Genomic DNA, 19419 nt, shown 5'->3' with positions numbered 1-19419 from the left:
TTAGTGAACCATCATGTTGTAGTTCAGGTTCCACATAATCCAGATTGAACCCACTACCAGGATAGCGATGATAATCACGGTAAAGATAAAGGCGGTAAGGTTCCAGCCTTCATCAGACTTGGTGTTCATGTGCAGGAAGCAAACCAGATGCACCAGAATCTGTACGACGGCGGTGATCAGGATGGTGCCCAGAATCACCGGCTTCGATGCAGACCCGCTCATCACCATCCAGAACGGGATCACCGTCAGGATGATCGACAGGATAAAACCTGTCATGTAGGTTTTTACGCTGCCGTGGGAAGCGCCATGATCGTTAGTATGACTCATTACATCGCCCCCATCAGATAGACAACAGAGAACACGCAAATCCACACCACGTCCAGGAAGTGCCAGAACAGGCTCAGGCACATAATACGGGTACGGTTAGTGCTGGTCAGGCCGCGACGGGATACCTGGAACATCAGTACCGCCATCCAGATCAAGCCAGACGTCACGTGCAGACCGTGGGTACCGACCAGCGCAAAGAACGCTGACAGGAAGCCGCTACGATCCGGACCCATGCCTTCGACGATCAGGTGGTGGAACTCGTAGAGTTCCATCCCGATAAAGCCTGCACCAAACAACCAGGTCAACGCCAGCCAGGAGACAACCTGGCTTTTGTTGTTTTTGTACATGGCGATAGCCGCCATGCCGTAGGTGATGGAGCTGAACAACAGCAGCGCTGTTTCGACCAGAACGAACGGCAGTTCAAAGATATCCTTGCCGGTCGGACCGCCTGCCGTGCCGTTCACCAGAACGGCATAGGTCGCGAACAGACAGCAGAACAGAATGCAGTCGCTCATCAGGTAGATCCAGAAACCGAAGACTTTATTCGGTCCTGCATCATGATGCCCATGTTCGTGCGCGTGGGCGTGCGCGTTGGTCAGAGTATCAGTTGCCATTTTTCAGCCCTGCTTTAGTGATCTCATCGAAATGCTGGTTTTCCAGTTTCTCGATTTCTGCAACCGGTACGTAGTAATCCACGTCCTCGTCGAAGCTTTTCACAATCCAGCTAATTACGATGCCCGCAAAACCGACAATCGCCATCCACCAGATATGCCAGATCATGGCGAAACCAAACACCGTGGCAAAGGCCGCGATAACAATACCGGCGCCGCTGTTTTTCGGCATATGAATTTCTTCATAGTGCGCAGGCTGTTTGTACGCTTCACCTTTCTCTTTCATTTCCCAGAATGCATCACGCTCGTGAATGTGCGGAACATGGGCAAAGTTGTAGAACGGCGGCGGAGAGGAGGTTGCCCACTCCAGCGTACGGCCACCCCACGGGTCGCCCGTCAGGTCGCGGTTTTTCTCGCGGTCACGAATCGAAACGACAATCTGAATCAGCAGGCACAGGATACCGATGGCAATCAGCGCGGCACCACATGCAGCAACGATCAGCATGCTATGGAACTGCGGATCGATCTGCTGGCTCAGACGACGGGTCATGCCCATAAAGCCCAGCACATACAGCGGCATAAAGGCCACGAAGAAGCCGATGATCCAGAACCAGAAGGCGCGTTTACCCCAGGTTTCGTTCAGGGTGTAACCGAAGGCTTTCGGCCACCAGTACGTCAGACCTGCGAAGCAACCGAACACCACGCCGCCGATGATCACGTTATGGAAGTGCGCAATCAGGAACAGGCTGTTGTGCAGTACGAAGTCTGCGCCCGGAACCGCCAGCAGCACACCGGTCATCCCACCAACGGAGAAGGTGACGATAAAGCCGATGGTCCACAGCATTGCAGAGTGGAACACAATGCGGCCCTGATACATGGTGAACAGCCAGTTGAAGATCTTCACCCCGGTCGGGATGGCGATAATCATCGTGGTGATACCGAAGAAGGCGTTAACGTTCGCACCGGCGCCCATGGTGAAGAAGTGGTGCAGCCAAACGATAAACGACAGCACGGTAATACACACGGTTGCCCACACCAGTGAGGTGTAGCCAAACAGGCGTTTACGCGAGAAGGTGGCGGTAATTTCGGAGAACACCCCGAACACCGGCAGCACCAGAATGTACACTTCCGGATGGCCCCAGGCCCAAATCAGGTTGATGTACATCATCATGTTGCCGCCCATATCGTTGGTAAAGAAATGGGTGCCCAGATAGCGATCCAGGGTCAGCAACGCAATGGTAACGGTCAGAATCGGGAAGGATGCGATGATCAGCACGTTAGCGCACAGAGACGCCCAGGTGAAGACCGGCATTTTGAACATTGTCATGCCCGGCGCACGCATCTTCAGAATGGTCACGAAGAAGTTAATACCGGTTAACGTCGTACCGACACCGGAAAGCTGGAGGCTCCAGATCCAGTAATCAACCCCGACGCCAGGACTGTATTCAATTCCCGACAGTGGCGGATACGCCAGCCAACCTGTCTGCGCGAATTCACCCACACCCAGAGAGATGTTAACCAGGATAACGCCGACGACTGTGAACCAGAAGCTCAGGTTGTTCAGGAACGGGAATGCAACGTCGCGCGCACCGATCTGCAACGGAACCACGAGGTTCATCAGACCGATAACGAATGGCATTGCCACGAAGAAGATCATGATCACGCCGTGAGCGGTGAAGATCTGATCATAGTGATGGGGAGGCAGGAAGCCTGCTTCGCCCGCCGAAGCCAGCGCCTGCTGACTACGCATCATCACAGCATCAGCAAAGCCGCGCAGCAGCATAACAACCGCGACGAGGACATACATAATGCCAAGGCGTTTATGGTCAACCGAGGTCAACCATTCTTTCCACAGCCAGGACCACTTACCGAAGTAAGAGATCAGGCCGACTACCGCCAGACCACCGACGATAATCGCAGCGATCGTAACCATGATAATGGGTTCATGGTACGGCACTGCATCCAGTGTAAGTTTTCCGAACATCGTTTTCTTCCTCGGCCCCTTAGTGAGAGCTTTCCGCGTGGCTCATGTCCATGCCTTCCATCCCTTCGTGCTCGCTATGCTCGCCCGCAGGTTGGGTCATGTCCATGCTCTTGCCGTGGCCCATAAATTTGTTGATAACGTCTTTAAACAAATCGGGTTTCACGCTGGAGAAGTATTCAACCTTGTTGTATTCGCTTGGCGCAGCAATCTTCTCGTATGCAGCCATATCAGCAATGGCGTTTGACGATTGTTTTGCTGTGGCGACCCACTGGTCGAATGCGGCGCGGTCCGGCGTAGCAATGGCTTTAAACTTCATACCGGAGAAGCCCGGGCCGCTATAGCTGGCGGAGATGCCATCATAGGTGCCGGCTTCGTTGGCGATGAGATGCAATTTGGTTTGCATACCGGCCATCGCGTAAATCTGGCTGCCCAGACGTGGGATAAAGAACGAGTTCATCACGGAGTTGGAGGTCACTTTGAATTCCACTGGCGTGTTCGCCGGGAAGGCGATCTCGTTCACGGTGGCAATGCCCTGTTCCGGGTAGATGAAGAACCATTTCCAGTCCATCGCGACCACTTCAATCGTAATTGGGTGTTCGTCATGTACCAGTGGTTTGCTCGGCTCGAGCGAGTGGGTGGTTTTCCAGGTTAATACTGCGAGGAACAGGATGATCAGAATCGGCACCGTCCAGACCACAGCTTCCACTTTATTGGAGTGTGACCAGTTAGGGCTGTACTTCGCATCTTTATTGCTCGCACGGTACTTCCAGGCGAAACCAACGGCCATCAAGATGGCGGGAATAACGACAATCAACATCAGGCCAAAAGCCGTCAGTATCAGCGAACGTTGCTCCAGTCCAATCTGTCCTTTGGGGGCAAGAAGTGCAGAATCGCAACCACTGAGTAAAACAGTGCCGGCGATTAATGACAACCATCCCAAACTTTTATTGTATTTCCTGAGTCTCATTTAACGACCTCAATTCCACGGGATCTGGTGGCGCTTAAAGTGTGCGGGCATTTTACGGAAAGGTTACGTTACTGTAAACATGATTGGCATTGTGTCAGTAAGGTGTTACTGGGTTCTGCCGTTTATGTCACACGGAATGCAACAATCTGTAAAATCGGGCATTCGCACAGCCAGAGTTTGAGATTATAACGAAAATATTACATTACAATCAGCGTTGAGGGTAAATTGGTATAACCAATCAATCAAATAAACATTTAATTAACATTTATCCAGCAATTACTGCACATTATTGGAACTAACGTGAAACGCAATAATTAATTACAGTGCTGAATCGTTAAAGAATAGACTTTAATTTAAAGGGCACAAAATAATTAAAGAAAAAGTATCCGTCACACGATAAATAACGATTATGCCGCAATGTAAATAACGCTTATTTATTGACCGTAATAATAACGACGGTGAATTGTTTTGCGGCGTTCTTATCTTCTGGTTTGATTTTAAAACGATATATTGCGGGCCTGTCATGGCGAAGGAATGAAGTTGTGAGAGAAGAAAATATATCTCCCATTATTGGCATCGATTTGGGCACTTCTAACAGTGCTGTCTCCTGGTTTGAAAACGGCTCTCCGCGGCTGATCATGGGTTCGCAGGGGGAACGCTTAACGCCATCCGTTGTCGGGCTGGATGATGAAGGAAATCTGATCATCGGCGCGGCGGCCAAAGCCAGGCTTGTCAGCCATCCACAAATGACCGTCGCCAGTTTCAAACGCTATATGGGCACCGACAAAACATGGACGCTCGGTAAACGCCAGTTCCGTGCGGAGGAGTTGTCTGCGCTGGTGTTGCGCAAACTCAAAACGGACGCGGAAGTCGCGCTGGGCTGCCCGGTAAACCGTACGGTGATCACCGTTCCTGCCTATTTTAACGATGCGCAACGTAAAGCGGTAAAGGCTGCCGGGAAGCTTGCTGGTCTTCATGTTGAGCGCCTGCTTAATGAACCGACAGCGGCAGCGCTTGCGTATGGACTTGCCGACAATAGCGAACAAAAATTTCTGATCTTCGATCTTGGCGGCGGCACCTTTGATGTGTCGATTGTCGATATGTTTGAAGGGGTTATTGAAGTCCGCGCCAGCAGTGGCGACGCCTGGCTGGGCGGCGATGACTTCACCGATGCGATTCGTCAATGGATGCTGGCGCAGTCGCCTGCGCTTGCCGATGTGCCTTTAACCTGTGCGGCTGAACTGACTGCCCTGGCCGAAACGATCAAACAGACGCTGAGCATGCAGGACAGCGCGGCGGCACAGCTCACTTATGCCGACGTCACACATCAGTGGACCTTGCAGGCGGAAACTTTTGCGGAGTGCGCTGCGCCTTTACTGGCTCGGCTGAAAAAGACCGTTGTGCAGGTGCTACAGGATGCGCAGTTTGATGCGCGCGAGCTCGATCATATTATCCTCGTGGGCGGCGCAACACGTATGGCCTTGGTGCGCCAGTTGGCAACGCGTATGTTTGGCCGCTTCCCGCGTAATGAACTGAACCCGGATGAAGTCGTAGCGTTGGGGGCAGGTGTACAGGCCGGGCTTATTGCTGAAGATCGTGCGCTGGATGATATCGTGCTGACCGATGTCATGCCGTATTCGCTGGGCGTTGCTGTCGGTAAGCGGCTGGAAGGCGGCAACATCGACGCGGGGTATTTTATGCCGCTGATTGAGCGTAATGCCTTTGTACCGGTCAGCATTGTGGAACGCTTCTCTACATTACAGGATAACCAGCGGGTAATTGAGATTGCGGTTTATCAGGGCGAAGCCCGGCGGGTCAGTGACAATTTACTGCTTGATCGTATGCAAATCGATATTCCCGCACGTCGCGCCGGAGAAGTGAGCGTTGATGTGCGGTTTACCTACACGCTGGATGGCATTCTTGAAGTGGAGTGCACCCTGGAGGGGGGGACACAGACATCGACGATGATCATCGAAAAAGCGCCGGGTGTATTAAATGAAGAAGAGATTGCCGAACGCCTGCGTCAGCTTGATGGCCTGAAAATGCACCCGCGTGATGTGCCGGAAAATCGTCAGTTGCTGGCTGAGGCCTCTCGCCGTTATGAGCAGCTTTTGGGGGAGCGCAGACTGATGCTGGATCACTACACCAGTCAGTTTGAAATGGCGCTGAACAGCCAGGATGTGCGCCATATCGCCAGCGCACGCGAAGCGTTACGCCAGGTGCTTGCGCAGTTTGATGACGGGATGTGATGTGATGACGATTTGGGAAACGTTGGGCATTGATGCCACCTCGGATGATGCGGCTATCCGCCGCGCATATGCTCGCCAGCTTAAACTGCACCGTCCTGACAAAGATCCTCAGGGGTATCAGCAATTGCGGGAAGCCTTTGACCTGGCAAAGCAGTATGTCAGTGGTATGGCCCGATGGCAGACCGACGCTGTAGAAGAGGACGATCAGCCTGTGGCTGCATCCTCTGCTACAGAAGATTACCTGCAACTTCTGGAGAAACATCACGACATCGATTTGCACCCTGGCTGGCAGCATGATGCGCTGGAAGATGATGCGGAGCGTTTTTCCGTCAGGTTGTTGTCGGATGAGCACTCTACCCTGAATGCGTTAAGGCATTATCTGGAATATGAATTGCCTGATGCGCTGGAGGCGCGCAGTGTTTTCAGCCAGGCGCTTGCACAGGCATTAAGCCAGCGTGAAGGGATAACACGCGGACTGATTAATGCCGTTTCCGAAATCATGGGCTGGGGGCTGGAAAACTACCGTGCCCGCCAGTTATCGGGTCAGGTCATTGAGGCCCTCGAAACGCAGATTGCGCTTAGCGAGGCCAATGACTATTGGGTGTTTCTTTCCCGACAGGGCGATGAGGATGGCGACCGTCAGGCAAAGCTGGCATGGCGGATACTGAGCGGCGAGATCAGGACATTACCCTGGTGGACGAGGTTAATCCCCGGTTTTATTCAGGTGTTAACGGGGCAGCTTTCAACCATCAAGCAGTATCATCCGCAATTACTCGCTCGAGTGAACCCGGCGTTACAACAATCACTCGCCACACCGACGCTTGCGGTAAGCTGGGACGGCATTGTTGTGCTCTGGTTCTGGGGATTTTCACTCTGGCTGGAAGTTTCACGGTCACCGTCTGCCATCTGGCAGGCTGCGGCGATGCTGGTGATGATTGTGATCTATTTGTGGGGCGTGCCCCTTCTTCTGGAAGGATACGCACAAAGGAAAGTGTTAGCGCGTGTGCTGTTGCCTTTCTTTTGGTTGCTGGGATGGGTAATCATGGCCGTGCCGCTGTTTCATCTCGGTCAGCTGCTGTTTTCCTATCCACCCACCGAAAAGGGCCTGGCGCGACTCGTGATGTTTGGTTTGATCCTGGCCTACCCCGCCTGGTGGCTGATACGCAGTAATCTCTACCGCTGGTACGCCATGCCCCTGAAAGGCGTCTCCACGATGATCATGCTGCCGATCCTGTTTCTCCGGCATTTTTCGCCCACCATGGCGGCCGTTGGGATATTACTTTTGCCAATATTCTTCAGTCATGTCATTCGTTGGTTGTTTTTCTTCGGATAATCAGCCCTCGCGCTTGCCATTGGTGCGGCAAGCGTGATGCTTAGATGAGATGCGTCTTACGTAGCGCCAGCAAATCCAGAACACCGCCGAAAAGGATGCCTGCAATAGCCAGCAACGCGCCCCATTCCAGTAAACGCACGCCAAACGCCCACTCCGCAAGGCCGATGGCGTTCACAATCAGCACCACCAGCCAGCCTCCCAGCAACAGGCAACCCACACTCAGTATGCGCAATGCCAGTTGATAGGCCGCTGCGTATTCAGTACGCCGCATAAAGCTTTCGGTACGCTGTGTAAACTCTAGCGTTTTCTTGCACATCACCAGCAGTACCAGCCCCGGCACGGCGGCAACAATAGAAAACAGGTAGAACGTTGACCAATTGTATGTCTCCACAAACCAGCCGGCGAGAGGACCCACATATACCCGACCCACGGCGGAGAGCGCCGAAAGCAGGGCAAACTGTGTCGCGGAGAAGGACTTATTGCAGAGCGACATTAGCAACGCGACGAAGGCTGCCGTTCCCATGCCGCCGCACAGGTTCTCGAAAAACACGGCTGCGCCCATGGTGATAATGTCTTTAACCGTCACCGACAGCAGCCAGTAACCGGCATTGGAGATGGCTTGCAGTACGCCAAATATTAGCAGCGCGCGAAACAGCGACAGTCGCTGCATTAATACGCCACCGAAGAGGGCACCGACGATGGTGGCGGCAAGCCCCAGCGTTTTGTTAACCACGCCAACTTCGCCCGCATCGAAACCGACGCCGCGAATCAAAAACGTGGTGGTCAGACTCATGGCAAAGGCATCGCCCAGCTTATAAAGGACAATCAACAGCAGGATCAGCCAGGCATTATTACGTCCAAAGAAATCACGCAGCGGTTCGACTACGGCGCGCTCCAGCGTTTTCGGCACCGGGATCACATCTGTTGGCTCCGGTGCCATCAGCGTGGAAATAATGCAAGGGATGAGTAGCGCCGCCATGAGCCAGTACATTCCCTGCCAGCCTAGCCAGCGATCCGCCAGCCACAGCGCCAGACCGCCAGAAACCAGCATCCCGAGACGATAACCCAGCACGCTTATTGCGGCGCCAGCCCCGCGCTCTTCAAAGGGCAAGACATCCGTTTTCCAGGCATCGAACACGATATCCTGAGAGGCGGAGCAGAAGGCGATAATCACTGCCAGCGCCGCCATCCAGCGCAAGTGATGGGTCGGATCGAGAAAGCCCATACCGGCGATAGCGACCAGCAACAGAAGCTGGGTCAGCAGTAACCAACCGCGACGTCGCCCAAATACAGGCGGGGTATAACGATCCATCAGCGGTGACCACAGAAATTTAAACACGTAAGCCTGGCCGACGAGGGAGAAGAATCCGATGGTTTTTAGATCGATGTTCTCAACGGTCATCCATGCCTGGAGCGTGCCGCTGGTTAACGCGAGTGGCAAACCGGATGCAAAACCGAGTATCAGCAAGATGGCTGATTTGGGTTGGGTGAATATGCGTAAGTAGTGACTGGACATGAGTGAAAAACTGGCCCGGAAGAACCGGGCCAGAAACGGATTAACGGGCGTTTTGCTTGATGAAGTCGTGAATGCTGGTGTCCTGAGACATATCAGCAATGGTGTCGGTCAGCACGCTGTTAACCGCATTCGCAATTTTGGTGTTGGTGGCGTCAAAAGCGCCTTCAACGTTGTAGCTAGCGCGATAGTTCTTGGTCATCTTGTTGCCATTTGCTGCGGTAGCGATGATGGCGATATCTGCTTTCGTGGCGATGCTATAACGCACGTTGCCCTGGGAAACGTCGGCATACAGTTGGTTAACAATGATTTGCAGGTTAACTGCGCCGTTCGGCCCAATCATATAGCCGCGCGCGGTCATCTGTTTCTCCAGCACTTCCTGCAACAGGAAACGCAGATCGCGAGACGCCGTCAAGGTCACCAGTTGGTTGTCGCGGGTCACTTTGGCCAGTGCCTGATCCTGACGTTGATCCGCACCGTTAATGCTAACGGTAACACCCATCAGGCTCGGATCCTGCTGCGGCAGGGAGATTTTCGGAGAAACGTCAATAGTGGATGGCGGGGTAGCGCAACCAGCCAGCATAAATAATGCGACCAACGGGAAGAGAAGTTTTTTTAACATGTTCATGCTCTCAAGGGATCGTAAGCTTTTATGGAGAAAATTCTCGCCATCATAACATCGCCGCCGTCAAGGGGAAGTCCTCAACGCATGTAAATTCATCGTCTTGTCCTTTTTTTCGACGCCAATAACCTCTTTAACCGCACTGGCGGGCAAAAGTGATGACGGTTTTAGTAGAGATCATCCGCTTGAGCGACAAAATAAGACGAACGCTAATTTTTTGTTGTTTTATTGTTACGGAGACGGTAAAAGCGGCTAACATTTAAAGAGATGGCTGGCATCTCAGCGTTGTCGGAGGTGTATATCATGATGATGCGTGAACAAATTGAAGAAAAACTAAAAGCTGAATTTGAACCCCTGTTTCTGGAGGTTGTTGACGAGAGCTATCGTCACAATGTTCCTGCCGGTTCTGAAAGTCATTTCAAAGTGGTGCTGGTAAGCGATCGTTTTACCGGCGAACGTTTTCTCAACCGCCATCGCATGATTTACGGTACGTTGACAGCAGAACTGTCTTCAACGGTGCATGCACTTGCGCTGCATACCTATACCCATAAAGAATGGGAAGGGTTGCAGGATACCCTCTTCGCCTCACCGCCCTGTCGCGGAGCCGGAACCCACGCCTAGAAAACCAGGTTGCAACAGGCTGAACTTTTCCAGTATGTTGCATGCAGATTATGTGAAAACGGCCTACGGGCCGTTTTGTTTTGTCTGAATTTTGAGCGAGAAACGCAATTTTTTGAGCGAAATTGCTTCAGAAGTGTGAAAAATGGCGCAGCTTTGCGGCATTCCCGTTCTCGACTCATATCTGTGATGCCGCTATAATGCTGCGTCTTATTTTTCGGAATGTCTCCGGGATGATTCTGACGACAGGGAATGTATATCTGATTTGAGAGAACATTCCGGTTCTGCAAAGCGAAAAGGTTTGCTTCGCAGAGTAGAGTTGACCGAGCACTGTGATTTTTTGAGGTAACAAGATGCAAGTTTCAGTTGAAACCACTCAGGGCCTTGGGCGCCGCGTAACGATTACAATCGCTGCTGACAGCATCGAGACCGCTGTGAAGAGCGAGCTGGTCAACGTAGCGAAAAAAGTTCGCATTGACGGCTTCCGTAAGGGCAAAGTACCGATGACCGTCGTTGCTCAGCGTTATGGCGCATCCGTTCGCCAGGACGTGCTGGGCGACCTGATGAGCCGTAACTTCATCGACGCCATCATCCAGGAAAAAATCAACCCGGCTGGCGCACCGAACTACGTTCCGGGCGAATACAAACTGGGCGAAGATTTCACTTACTCCGTTGAGTTCGAAGTGTATCCGGAAGTTGAGCTGAAAGCGCTGGACACCATCGAAGTTGAAAAACCGATTGTCGAAGTGACCGACGCTGACGTCGACACCATGCTGGAAACTCTGCGTAAGCAACAAGCGACCTGGAAAGATAAAGATGGCGCTGTTGATGCGGAAGATCGCGTTACCGTTGATTTCAGCGGTTCTGTAGATGGCGAAGAGTTCGAAGGCGGCAAAGCCACTGATTTCGTACTGGCTATGGGCCAGGGCCGTATGATCCCGGGCTTCGAAGACGGTATCAAAGGTCACAAAGCGGGTGAAGAGTTCACTATCGATGTGACCTTCCCGGAAGAATACCATGCTGAAAACCTGAAAGGTAAAGCAGCGAAGTTCGTCATCAACCTGAAGAAAGTTGAAGAGCGCGAACTGCCGGAGCTGACCGAGGAATTCATCAAACGTTTCGGCGTTGAAGATGGTTCTGTTGCAGGTCTGCGCGCTGAAGTGCGTAAAAACATGGAGCGCGAGCTGAAAGGTGCCGTGCGTAACCGCGTGAAATCTCAGGCTATCGAAGGTCTGGTTCAGGCTAACGAAATCGACGTGCCTGCTGCGCTGATCGACAGCGAAATCGACGTTCTGCGTCGTCAGGCTGCACAGCGTTTCGGCGGCAACGAGAAACAGGCTCTGGAACTGCCGCGCGAGCTGTTCGAAGAGCAGGCTAAACGCCGCGTTGTTGTTGGTCTGCTGCTGGGCGAAGTGATTCGCACCAACGAACTGAAAGCTGACGAAGCACGCGTGAAAGGTCTGATCGAAGAGATGGCTTCTGCCTACGAAGATCCGACCGAAGTTATCGAGTTCTACAGCAAAAACAAAGAGCTGATGGACAACATGCGTAACGTCGCGCTGGAAGAACAAGCGGTTGAAGCGGTTCTGGAAAAAGCGAAAGTGACTGAGAAAGCCACTTCCTTTAATGAACTGATGAACCAGCAGGCTTAATCGACTTCTGCGATAGCTAAAAGCAATAAGCCCGTCACCTGCAGGTGACGGGCTTTTTTTATCGCATCGACATTATCAGATCTGTGCTAAAAGAGCGTTTCAGTGTTAGCGTAACAGCAAAAGATTGTTATGCTTGAAAACAGACAGTGTCATCCCCACTAAGGGAATAGTGACAGTATCACTCTGGCTGATTTCCGTCCGTGAGCGGTCATAGTCAGACCCGACTCACTCAAGTACAATCAGTACAGCAGGTTTGTTTATTTTTATATCCAGGAGACGGAAATGTCATACAGCGGCGAACGAGATAACTTTGCACCCCATATGGCCCTGGTGCCAATGGTTATTGAACAGACCTCACGTGGTGAGCGCTCTTTTGATATCTACTCCCGTCTTCTCAAGGAACGCGTGATTTTTCTGACCGGCCAGGTCGAAGACCATATGGCGAACCTGATTGTGGCGCAAATGCTGTTTCTCGAAGCAGAAAACCCGGAAAAAGACATTTACCTGTACATTAACTCACCGGGCGGGGTGATCACCGCCGGGATGTCTATTTACGACACCATGCAGTTTATCAAGCCGGACGTCAGCACCATTTGTATGGGGCAGGCCGCGTCAATGGGCGCATTCCTGCTGACGGCTGGCGCAAAAGGCAAGCGTTTTTGCCTGCCGAATTCACGCGTCATGATTCACCAACCGCTGGGCGGTTATCAGGGACAGGCGACGGACATTGAGATCCACGCCCGCGAAATCCTGAAAGTGAAAGGGCGCATGAATGAACTTATGGCGCACCACACGGGTCAATCATTAGAACAAATTGAACGAGATACTGAGCGTGACCGTTTCCTTGCTGCGCAGGAAGCCGTGGAATATGGTCTGGTTGATTCAATTTTAACCCATCGTAACTAATGCCCTGGCTGCATGTGCCGCTATACTATTCAGTACAAGCGGCATAATGCTTGAGTAACGTTTTGCGCCTGGAATGGCATTTGCGTCGTCATGTGCGGCACAAAGAACAGATAAGAGGTTTTGACTCATGACAGATAAACGCAAAGATGGTTCGGGCAAACTGTTGTATTGCTCTTTTTGCGGCAAAAGCCAGCATGAAGTGCGTAAGCTGATTGCCGGGCCGTCAGTGTATATCTGCGACGAATGTGTTGATCTGTGTAACGACATTATTCGCGAAGAGATTAAAGAAGTTGCGCCGCACCGGGAGCGCAGCGCGCTGCCGACCCCGCATGAAATTCGCCATCATCTTGATGATTATGTAATTGGTCAGGAACAGGCGAAAAAAGTGCTGGCGGTTGCGGTGTATAACCACTACAAACGCTTGCGCAATGGCGACACCAGCAATGGCGTGGAACTGGGCAAAAGCAATATCTTGCTGATCGGGCCGACAGGTTCCGGTAAAACGTTGCTGGCGGAGACGCTGGCGCGCCTGCTGGACGTTCCTTTTACGATGGCCGACGCCACTACGCTGACCGAAGCGGGCTATGTGGGTGAAGACGTCGAAAACATTATTCAGAAGCTGCTGCAGAAGTGCGACTACGACGTACAGAAAGCCCAGCGCGGGATTGTCTACATCGATGAGATCGACAAAATTTCCCGTAAATCTGATAACCCGTCAATCACCCGTGATGTTTCCGGTGAAGGCGTGCAGCAAGCGTTGCTGAAACTGATTGAAGGCACCGTGGCCGCCGTTCCGCCGCAAGGGGGACGCAAACACCCGCAGCAGGAGTTCTTGCAGGTCGACACCTCTAAGATCCTGTTTATTTGCGGTGGTGCATTCGCTGGTCTCGATAAAGTGATTTCTCATCGTGTTGAAACCGGCTCCGGCATTGGTTTTGGCGCGACGGTGAAGGCCAAATCAGAAAAAGCCAACGAAGGCGAACTGCTGGCACAGGTTGAGCCGGAAGATCTGATCAAATTTGGTCTGATTCCTGAGTTTATTGGTCGTTTGCCGGTAGTGGCGACGTTGAATGAACTGAGCGAAGAAGCGCTGATCCAGATCCTGAAAGAGCCGAAAAACGCCCTGACTAAACAGTATCAAGCGTTGTTCAACCTGGAAGGCGTGGATCTGGAGTTCCGTGACGAAGCGCTGGACGCCATCGCCAAAAAAGCCATGGCGCGTAAAACCGGCGCGCGTGGTCTGCGTTCTATCGTTGAAGCCGCGCTGCTTGACACCATGTACGATCTGCCGTCGATGGAAGATGTTGAAAAAGTGGTGATTGATGAGTCGGTGATCGGCGGGCAAACCAAACCGTTGCTGATTTACGGTAAGCCGGAAGCGCAGCAAGCATCTGGTGAATAATTCATCAATTCATACAATCAGTTAATTAAAAAGGGGGGATTTTATCCCCCCTTTTATTTTTCCGTATTCCCGCCGTTGAATGTGTGGGAAACATCCCCATATACTGCTTTACATGTTAATGGTGCGTGTTGCACAGTCACGTCACCTGATTACCTGGCGGACTTTAAACTAAGAGAGAGCTCTATGAATCCTGAGCGTTCTGAACGCATTGAAATCCCCGTATTGCCATTGCGCGATGTGGTGGTTTATCCGCACATGGTCATTCCGTTATTTGTGGGACGGGAAAAGTCTATCCGTTGTCTGGAAGCGGCCATGGACCATGATAAAAAAATCATGCTGGTTGCGCAGAAGGAAGCGTCAACGGATGAGCCGGGTGTAAACGATCTTTTCACCGTCGGGACCGTGGCGTCTATTTTGCAGATGTTGAAACTGCCTGATGGCACTGTAAAAGTGTTGGTCGAAGGGCTGCAGCGTGCGCGCATCACGACACTTGCTGATGACGGCGAACACTTCTCTGCGAAGGCAGAATACCTGGAATCACCCGCCATTGACGAGCGTGAACAGGAGGTTCTGGTTCGTACAGCCATCAGTCAGTTTGAAGGCTATATCAAGCTGAACAAAAAGATCCCCCCGGAAGTGCTGACGTCGTTGAACAGCATCGACGATCCGGCTCGCCTGGCGGATACCATCGCTGCGCATATGCCGCTGAAGCTGGCGGATAAGCAGTCCGTGCTGGAGATGTCCGACGTGAATGAGCGTCTGGAATATCTGATGGCAATGATGGAATCTGAAATCGATCTGCTGCAGGTTGAGAAACGTATCCGCAACCGCGTCAAAAAGCAGATGGAAAAATCCCAGCGTGAGTACTACCTGAATGAGCAAATGAAAGCCATTCAGAAAGAGCTGGGTGAGATGGATGATGCGCCGGACGAAAACGAAGCGCTGAAGCGTAAAATCGACGCGGCGAAAATGCCGAAAGAGGCGAAAGAGAAAGCCGAATCCGAGCTGCAGAAGCTGAAAATGATGTCGCCGATGTCTGCGGAAGCAACGGTCGTGCGCGGCTATATCGAATGGATGGTGCAGGTACCCTGGAACGCCCGCAGCAAGGTCAAAAAAGACCTGCGTCAGGCGCAGGAGATCCTCGACACGGATCATTACGGCCTTGAACGCGTGAAAGACCGTATTCTTGAGTACCTTGCGGTACAAAGCCGTATGAACAAACTCAAAGGGCCGATCCTGTGTCTGGTAGGGCCGCCGGGGGTAGGTAAAACCTCTCTGGGCCAGTCCATTGCGAAAGCAACAGGGCGTAAGTACATCCGTATGGCATTGGGCGGCGTGCGTGACGAAGCGGAAATACGCGGTCACCGTCGTACCTACATCGGTTCTATGCCGGGTAAACTGATCCAGAAGATGGCGAAAGTGGGGGTCAAAAACCCGCTGTTCCTGCTCGATGAAATCGACAAAATGTCGTCTGACATGCGTGGCGATCCGGCTTCAGCACTGCTGGAAGTCTTGGATCCGGAGCAGAACGTGGCGTTCAGCGATCACTACCTGGAAGTGGATTACGACCTCAGCGATGTAATGTTCGTGGCCACCTCTAACTCCATGAATATCCCGGCGCCACTGCTGGATCGTATGGAAGTGATCCGTCTTTCCGGTTACACCGAAGACGAAAAACTGAACATTGCCAAACGCCATCTGTTGACAAAACAGATTGAGCGTAACGCTCTGAAAGAAAACGAATTAACGGTGGATGACAGCGCAATCGTCGGCATTATCCGTTACTACACCCGTGAAGCGGGTGTGCGTGGTCTGGAGCGTGAAATCTCTAAACTGTGTCGTAAGGCGGTTAAACAGCTGCTGCTGGATCCGTCCCTCAAACACATCGAGATTAATGGTGACAACCTGCATGACTATCTGGGCGTTCAGCGCTTCGACTATGGTCGCGCTGATGACGAAAACCGCGTGGGTCAGGTCACCGGTCTGGCGTGGACGGAAGTTGGCGGCGACCTGCTGACCATCGAAACCGCGTGTGTACCGGGTAAAGGCAAACTGACTTACACCGGCTCACTGGGCGAAGTGATGCAGGAGTCTATCCAGGCGGCGCTTACGGTCGTGCGCGCGCGTGCGGAGAAACTGGGCATTAACGGTGATTTCTACGAAAAACGTGATATTCACGTTCACGTTCCGGAAGGGGCGACGCCGAAAGATGGCCCGAGCGCAGGTATTGCGATGTGCACCGCACTGGTTTCCTGCCTGACCGGTAACCCGGTTCGTGCGGATGTGGCGATGACGGGTGAAATAACCCTGCGTGGTCAGGTTCTGCCGATCGGCGGGTTGAAGGAAAAACTGCTGGCTGCGCACCGGGGTGGCATTAAGACTGTTCTGATTCCTTACGAAAACAAACGTGACCTGGAAGAGATTCCGGATAACGTCGTCGCTGATTTGGATATTCATCCGGTTAAGCGTATTGAGGAAGTTTTGAGCCTTGCGTTGCAGAATGAACCCTTTGGTATGCAGGTTGCGACGGTAAAATAGTGACCTCGCGCAAAGTGCGTTGATAAAAACAAGGCTGGTGAGTGATTTCGTACTTGCCAGCCTTTTTTTGTATAGCTAATTTAGATTGCTGGTTGGGTGTGTCATCAACAACTGGTGTTGTAAGGGCATGAGAGGCCTGATATAACTGCTGCGCGGTCGCGCTGTGAAGGATGCAGGTGCGATATAAATTATAAAGAGAGGAAGAGAAGAGTGAATAAATCTCAACTGATAGACAAGATTGCCGCAGGTGCTGATATCTCTAAAGCTGCGGCTGGACGTGCGTTAGATGCTTTAATTGCTTCCGTGACCGAATCACTGAAATCCGGGGACGATGTGGCACTGGTAGGTTTTGGTACTTTCGCGGTTAAAGAGCGTGCTGCCCGTACTGGCCGCAACCCTCAGACCGGCAAAGAAATTACCATCGCCGCAGCGAAAGTTCCGGGGTTCCGCGCAGGTAAGGCACTGAAAGACGCGGTAAACTGATCGTTTATCCCTTGAGGGATAGCGGTAAATATCAAGGGCGCATCGCGAGATGTGCCTTTTTTTTTGTCCGAATGTACTTTCTGCGAGTTTATCCGCATTGTGGGCTAACAATTGCCCCGTTTTCTTGTCAGAATACGCGTTCACGCGCAGCGGGCAACTGTGCTGCCTGAGATATAAAGTCACCTACAGCGGAGTGTTGTTACACCATGATGGACAATTTACGCGCGGCGGCGAATCACGTCGTGCTCAAAATCATTCTGGGTTTGATTATCGTGTCATTCATTTTGACTGGCGTGGGTAACTACCTGATTGGCGGTAACAATAATTATGCCGCAGAAGTTAATGGCCAGGAGATTGGCCGCGCACAGTTTGAAAACGCCGTGACCGGTGAACGTAACCGTATGGCGCAGCAGTTGGGCGATCGGTTTTCAGAACTGGCTGCTAACGAAAACTACATGAAATCTGTACGTCAGCAGGTGCTTAATCGCATGATTGACGAAGCGCTGCTGGACCAGTACGCCAAAAAATTACACCTTGGTATCAGCGATGAGCAGGTGAAAAAAGCCATTTTCTCGACCCAGGCTTTCCAGTCCAATGGCAAATTTGATAATGCCCGTTTCAACGCTCTGGTAAATCAAATGGGCATGAGCGCCGATCAATACGCGCAAGCATTACGTAACCAGTTAACCTCCCAGCAGTTGATCAATGCGGTCGCAGGCACCGATTTTATGCTGAAAGGTGAAACGGATGAGCTGGCGGCGCTGGTCGCTCAGCAGCGCGTTGTGCGCCAGGCGGTGATTGACGTTAATGCACTGGCGGCCAAACAGACTGCCAGCGATCAGGAAATTGCCAGCTATTACGATCAGAACAAGAGCCGTTTTGTTTCGCCAGAGCAGTTCCGCGTGAGCTACATCAAGCTGGATGCGGCCGCGATGCAGGAAAACGCCAGTGATGCGGAAATTCAGGCTTACTACGATCAGCATCAGGATCAGTTCACTCAGCCACAGCGTAATCGTTACAGCATTATTCAGACCAAAACGGAAGACGAAGCCAGGGCCGTACTGGATGAGCTGAATAAAGGCGCTGATTTCGCAACCGTCGCAAAGGCGAAATCGTCTGACATTATCTCTGCCCGTAATGGCGGTGATATGGGATGGCTGGAAGAGGGCACAACCCCGGATGAGCTGAAAAACGCCGGTCTCAAAGAGAAAGGCCAGCTGTCTGGTGTGATCAAATCTTCTGTCGGTTTCCTTGTTGCGCGTCTTGATGACATTCAGCCCGCGCAGGTTAAGCCGCTTAACGATGTGCGCAGCGAACTGGCAGAGAAAGTGAAGCAGGAAAAAGCGCTGGATGCCTGGTATGCACTGCAACAGAAAGTGAGCGAAGCCGCGAGCAATGATAATGAATCTCTGGCCGGCGCAGAGCAGGCAGCAGGTGCTAAAGCCGTGCAGACCGGGTGGTTTGGTCGCGATAATCTGCCGGAAGAGCTGAACTTTAAACCCGTGAGCGACGCTATTTTCAATGGTGGTCTGGTTGGACAGAACGGCGCGCCAGGCAGTAACTCCGATATCATTACTGTTGATGGTGACCGCGCATTCGTGCTGCGTATTACCGACCATAAAGCTGAAGCCATCAAACCGCTGGATGATGTAAAAGCGCAGGTTAGCGAGATCGTGAAGCATACCAAAGCAGAGCAGCAGGCGAAGCTGGATGCGGAAAAACTGGTTAGCGACCTGAAAGCGGGTAAAGGTGATGATGCACTGAAAGCGGCAAATCTGAGCTTCGGTCAGGCAAAAACGCTGGGCCGTGTCAGCCAGGATCCGATCAGCCAGGCTGCCTTTAACCTGCCGTTGCCAGCGCAGGATAAACCCTCCTTCGGCACTGCCAGCGATCAGCAGGGCAATGTTGTGATTATCGCGCTGGATGAAGTTAAAGCAGGCAGCATGCCGGATGCGCAGAAGAAAGCGATGGTTCAGGGCATCACGCAGAATAATGCGCAGATCGCTTTTGAAGCACTGATGAGTAATTTGCGTAAAGAAGCCAAAATCAAACTTGGCAGCATGGCTGAGCAGCAGTAAGCCGCAAGAGGTTCGAAGAACCTCTCAAAAATTTGCAACGTTTTGCAATCTTCAAAGGCCGCTTTCGCGGCCTTTTCCATTTTATGATTTTGCCGTTTGTCCGTTCTTACTCTCCTGGGTATCGTTGCCTTGCTTT

The 19419-nt window shown here is 52.1% G+C and carries 15 protein-coding genes; 9 read left to right on the top strand and 6 right to left on the bottom strand.

Annotation, left to right across the window (positions count from 1 at the left end):
- From GA0061071_RS07230 to cyoA, 4 genes are read right to left on the bottom strand one after another with little or no spacing between them, the layout of a single operon-like run.
- Complete coding sequence (locus tag GA0061071_RS07230) at positions 1 to 327, bottom strand: cytochrome o ubiquinol oxidase subunit IV (protein ID WP_061497195.1); 327 nt, start codon at positions 325 to 327, stop codon at positions 1 to 3.
- Entirely contained in the window at positions 327 to 941 is a 615-nt protein-coding gene (locus tag GA0061071_RS07225) for a cytochrome o ubiquinol oxidase subunit III (RefSeq protein ID WP_061497193.1), read from the bottom strand. The genes GA0061071_RS07230 and GA0061071_RS07225 overlap by 1 nt, the downstream gene beginning before the upstream one ends.
- Positions 931 to 2922, bottom strand: a complete 1992-nt coding sequence (gene cyoB / locus GA0061071_RS07220) for a cytochrome o ubiquinol oxidase subunit I (RefSeq protein ID WP_061497191.1) — start codon at positions 2920 to 2922, stop codon at positions 931 to 933. The genes GA0061071_RS07225 and cyoB overlap by 11 nt, the downstream gene beginning before the upstream one ends.
- Before the next feature lie 19 nt (positions 2923 to 2941).
- Positions 2942 to 3889 (bottom strand): cytochrome o ubiquinol oxidase subunit II, encoded by a 948-nt coding sequence (cyoA, locus tag GA0061071_RS07215; protein WP_088236770.1) that lies wholly within the window; start codon positions 3887 to 3889, stop codon positions 2942 to 2944.
- Between the two features lie 542 nt (positions 3890 to 4431).
- Between cyoA and GA0061071_RS07210 the strand changes: the two genes are divergently transcribed.
- Both GA0061071_RS07210 and GA0061071_RS07205 read left to right on the top strand, forming a co-directional pair.
- Positions 4432 to 6138 (top strand): molecular chaperone HscC, encoded by a 1707-nt coding sequence (locus tag GA0061071_RS07210; RefSeq protein ID WP_061497185.1) that lies wholly within the window; start codon positions 4432 to 4434, stop codon positions 6136 to 6138.
- Between the two features lies 1 nt (position 6139).
- Positions 6140 to 7471 carry a J domain-containing protein gene (locus GA0061071_RS07205; protein ID WP_088236769.1) on the top strand — a complete coding sequence of 444 codons (1332 nt, stop codon included), beginning with the start codon at positions 6140 to 6142 and terminating at the stop codon, positions 7469 to 7471.
- A gap of 40 nt (positions 7472 to 7511) precedes the next feature.
- Here GA0061071_RS07205 and ampG read toward each other — a convergent pair whose 3' ends face one another.
- Both ampG and GA0061071_RS07195 read right to left on the bottom strand, forming a co-directional pair.
- Complete coding sequence (gene ampG / locus GA0061071_RS07200; RefSeq protein WP_088236768.1) at positions 7512 to 8987, bottom strand: muropeptide MFS transporter AmpG; 1476 nt, start codon at positions 8985 to 8987, stop codon at positions 7512 to 7514.
- A gap of 40 nt (positions 8988 to 9027) precedes the next feature.
- Entirely contained in the window at positions 9028 to 9606 is a 579-nt protein-coding gene (locus GA0061071_RS07195) for a lipoprotein (RefSeq protein WP_061497181.1), read from the bottom strand.
- A gap of 303 nt (positions 9607 to 9909) precedes the next feature.
- Between GA0061071_RS07195 and bolA the strand changes: the two genes are divergently transcribed.
- The 7 genes from bolA (at position 9910) to ppiD (ending at position 19283) form a co-directional block, all read left to right on the top strand.
- The gene (gene bolA / locus GA0061071_RS07190; RefSeq protein WP_061500132.1) at positions 9910 to 10227 is read left to right on the top strand and encodes a transcriptional regulator BolA; all 318 of its coding nucleotides are present in this window, start codon (positions 9910 to 9912) and stop codon (positions 10225 to 10227) included.
- A 350-nt stretch (positions 10228 to 10577) separates the two neighbouring features.
- Positions 10578 to 11876: a trigger factor gene (tig, locus tag GA0061071_RS07180; RefSeq protein WP_061497179.1), complete on the top strand. Its 1299-nt coding sequence runs from the start codon at positions 10578 to 10580 to the stop codon at positions 11874 to 11876.
- A gap of 282 nt (positions 11877 to 12158) precedes the next feature.
- Positions 12159 to 12782: an ATP-dependent Clp endopeptidase proteolytic subunit ClpP gene (gene clpP / locus GA0061071_RS07175; RefSeq protein WP_017458886.1), complete on the top strand. Its 624-nt coding sequence runs from the start codon at positions 12159 to 12161 to the stop codon at positions 12780 to 12782.
- 127 nt (positions 12783 to 12909) lie between these two features.
- Positions 12910 to 14184: an ATP-dependent protease ATP-binding subunit ClpX gene (clpX, locus tag GA0061071_RS07170; protein ID WP_061497178.1), complete on the top strand. Its 1275-nt coding sequence runs from the start codon at positions 12910 to 12912 to the stop codon at positions 14182 to 14184.
- A 183-nt stretch (positions 14185 to 14367) separates the two neighbouring features.
- Positions 14368 to 16722 carry an endopeptidase La gene (gene lon, locus GA0061071_RS07165; protein WP_061497177.1) on the top strand — a complete coding sequence of 785 codons (2355 nt, stop codon included), beginning with the start codon at positions 14368 to 14370 and terminating at the stop codon, positions 16720 to 16722.
- A gap of 210 nt (positions 16723 to 16932) precedes the next feature.
- Positions 16933 to 17205: a nucleoid-associated protein HU-beta gene (gene hupB / locus GA0061071_RS07160; protein ID WP_007373541.1), complete on the top strand. Its 273-nt coding sequence runs from the start codon at positions 16933 to 16935 to the stop codon at positions 17203 to 17205.
- Between the two features lie 206 nt (positions 17206 to 17411).
- Positions 17412 to 19283, top strand: coding sequence for a peptidylprolyl isomerase (ppiD, locus tag GA0061071_RS07155; RefSeq protein ID WP_088236767.1), 1872 nt, complete (start codon positions 17412 to 17414; stop codon positions 19281 to 19283).
- Positions 19284 to 19419 lie beyond the last annotated feature (136 nt).

The organism is Kosakonia oryzendophytica (assembly GCF_900094925.1).
Lineage (GTDB): Bacteria > Pseudomonadota > Gammaproteobacteria > Enterobacterales > Enterobacteriaceae > Kosakonia > Kosakonia oryzendophytica.
Note: the sequence above shows the minus strand (reverse complement) of the source record. Positions and strands in the feature narration are given on the sequence as shown.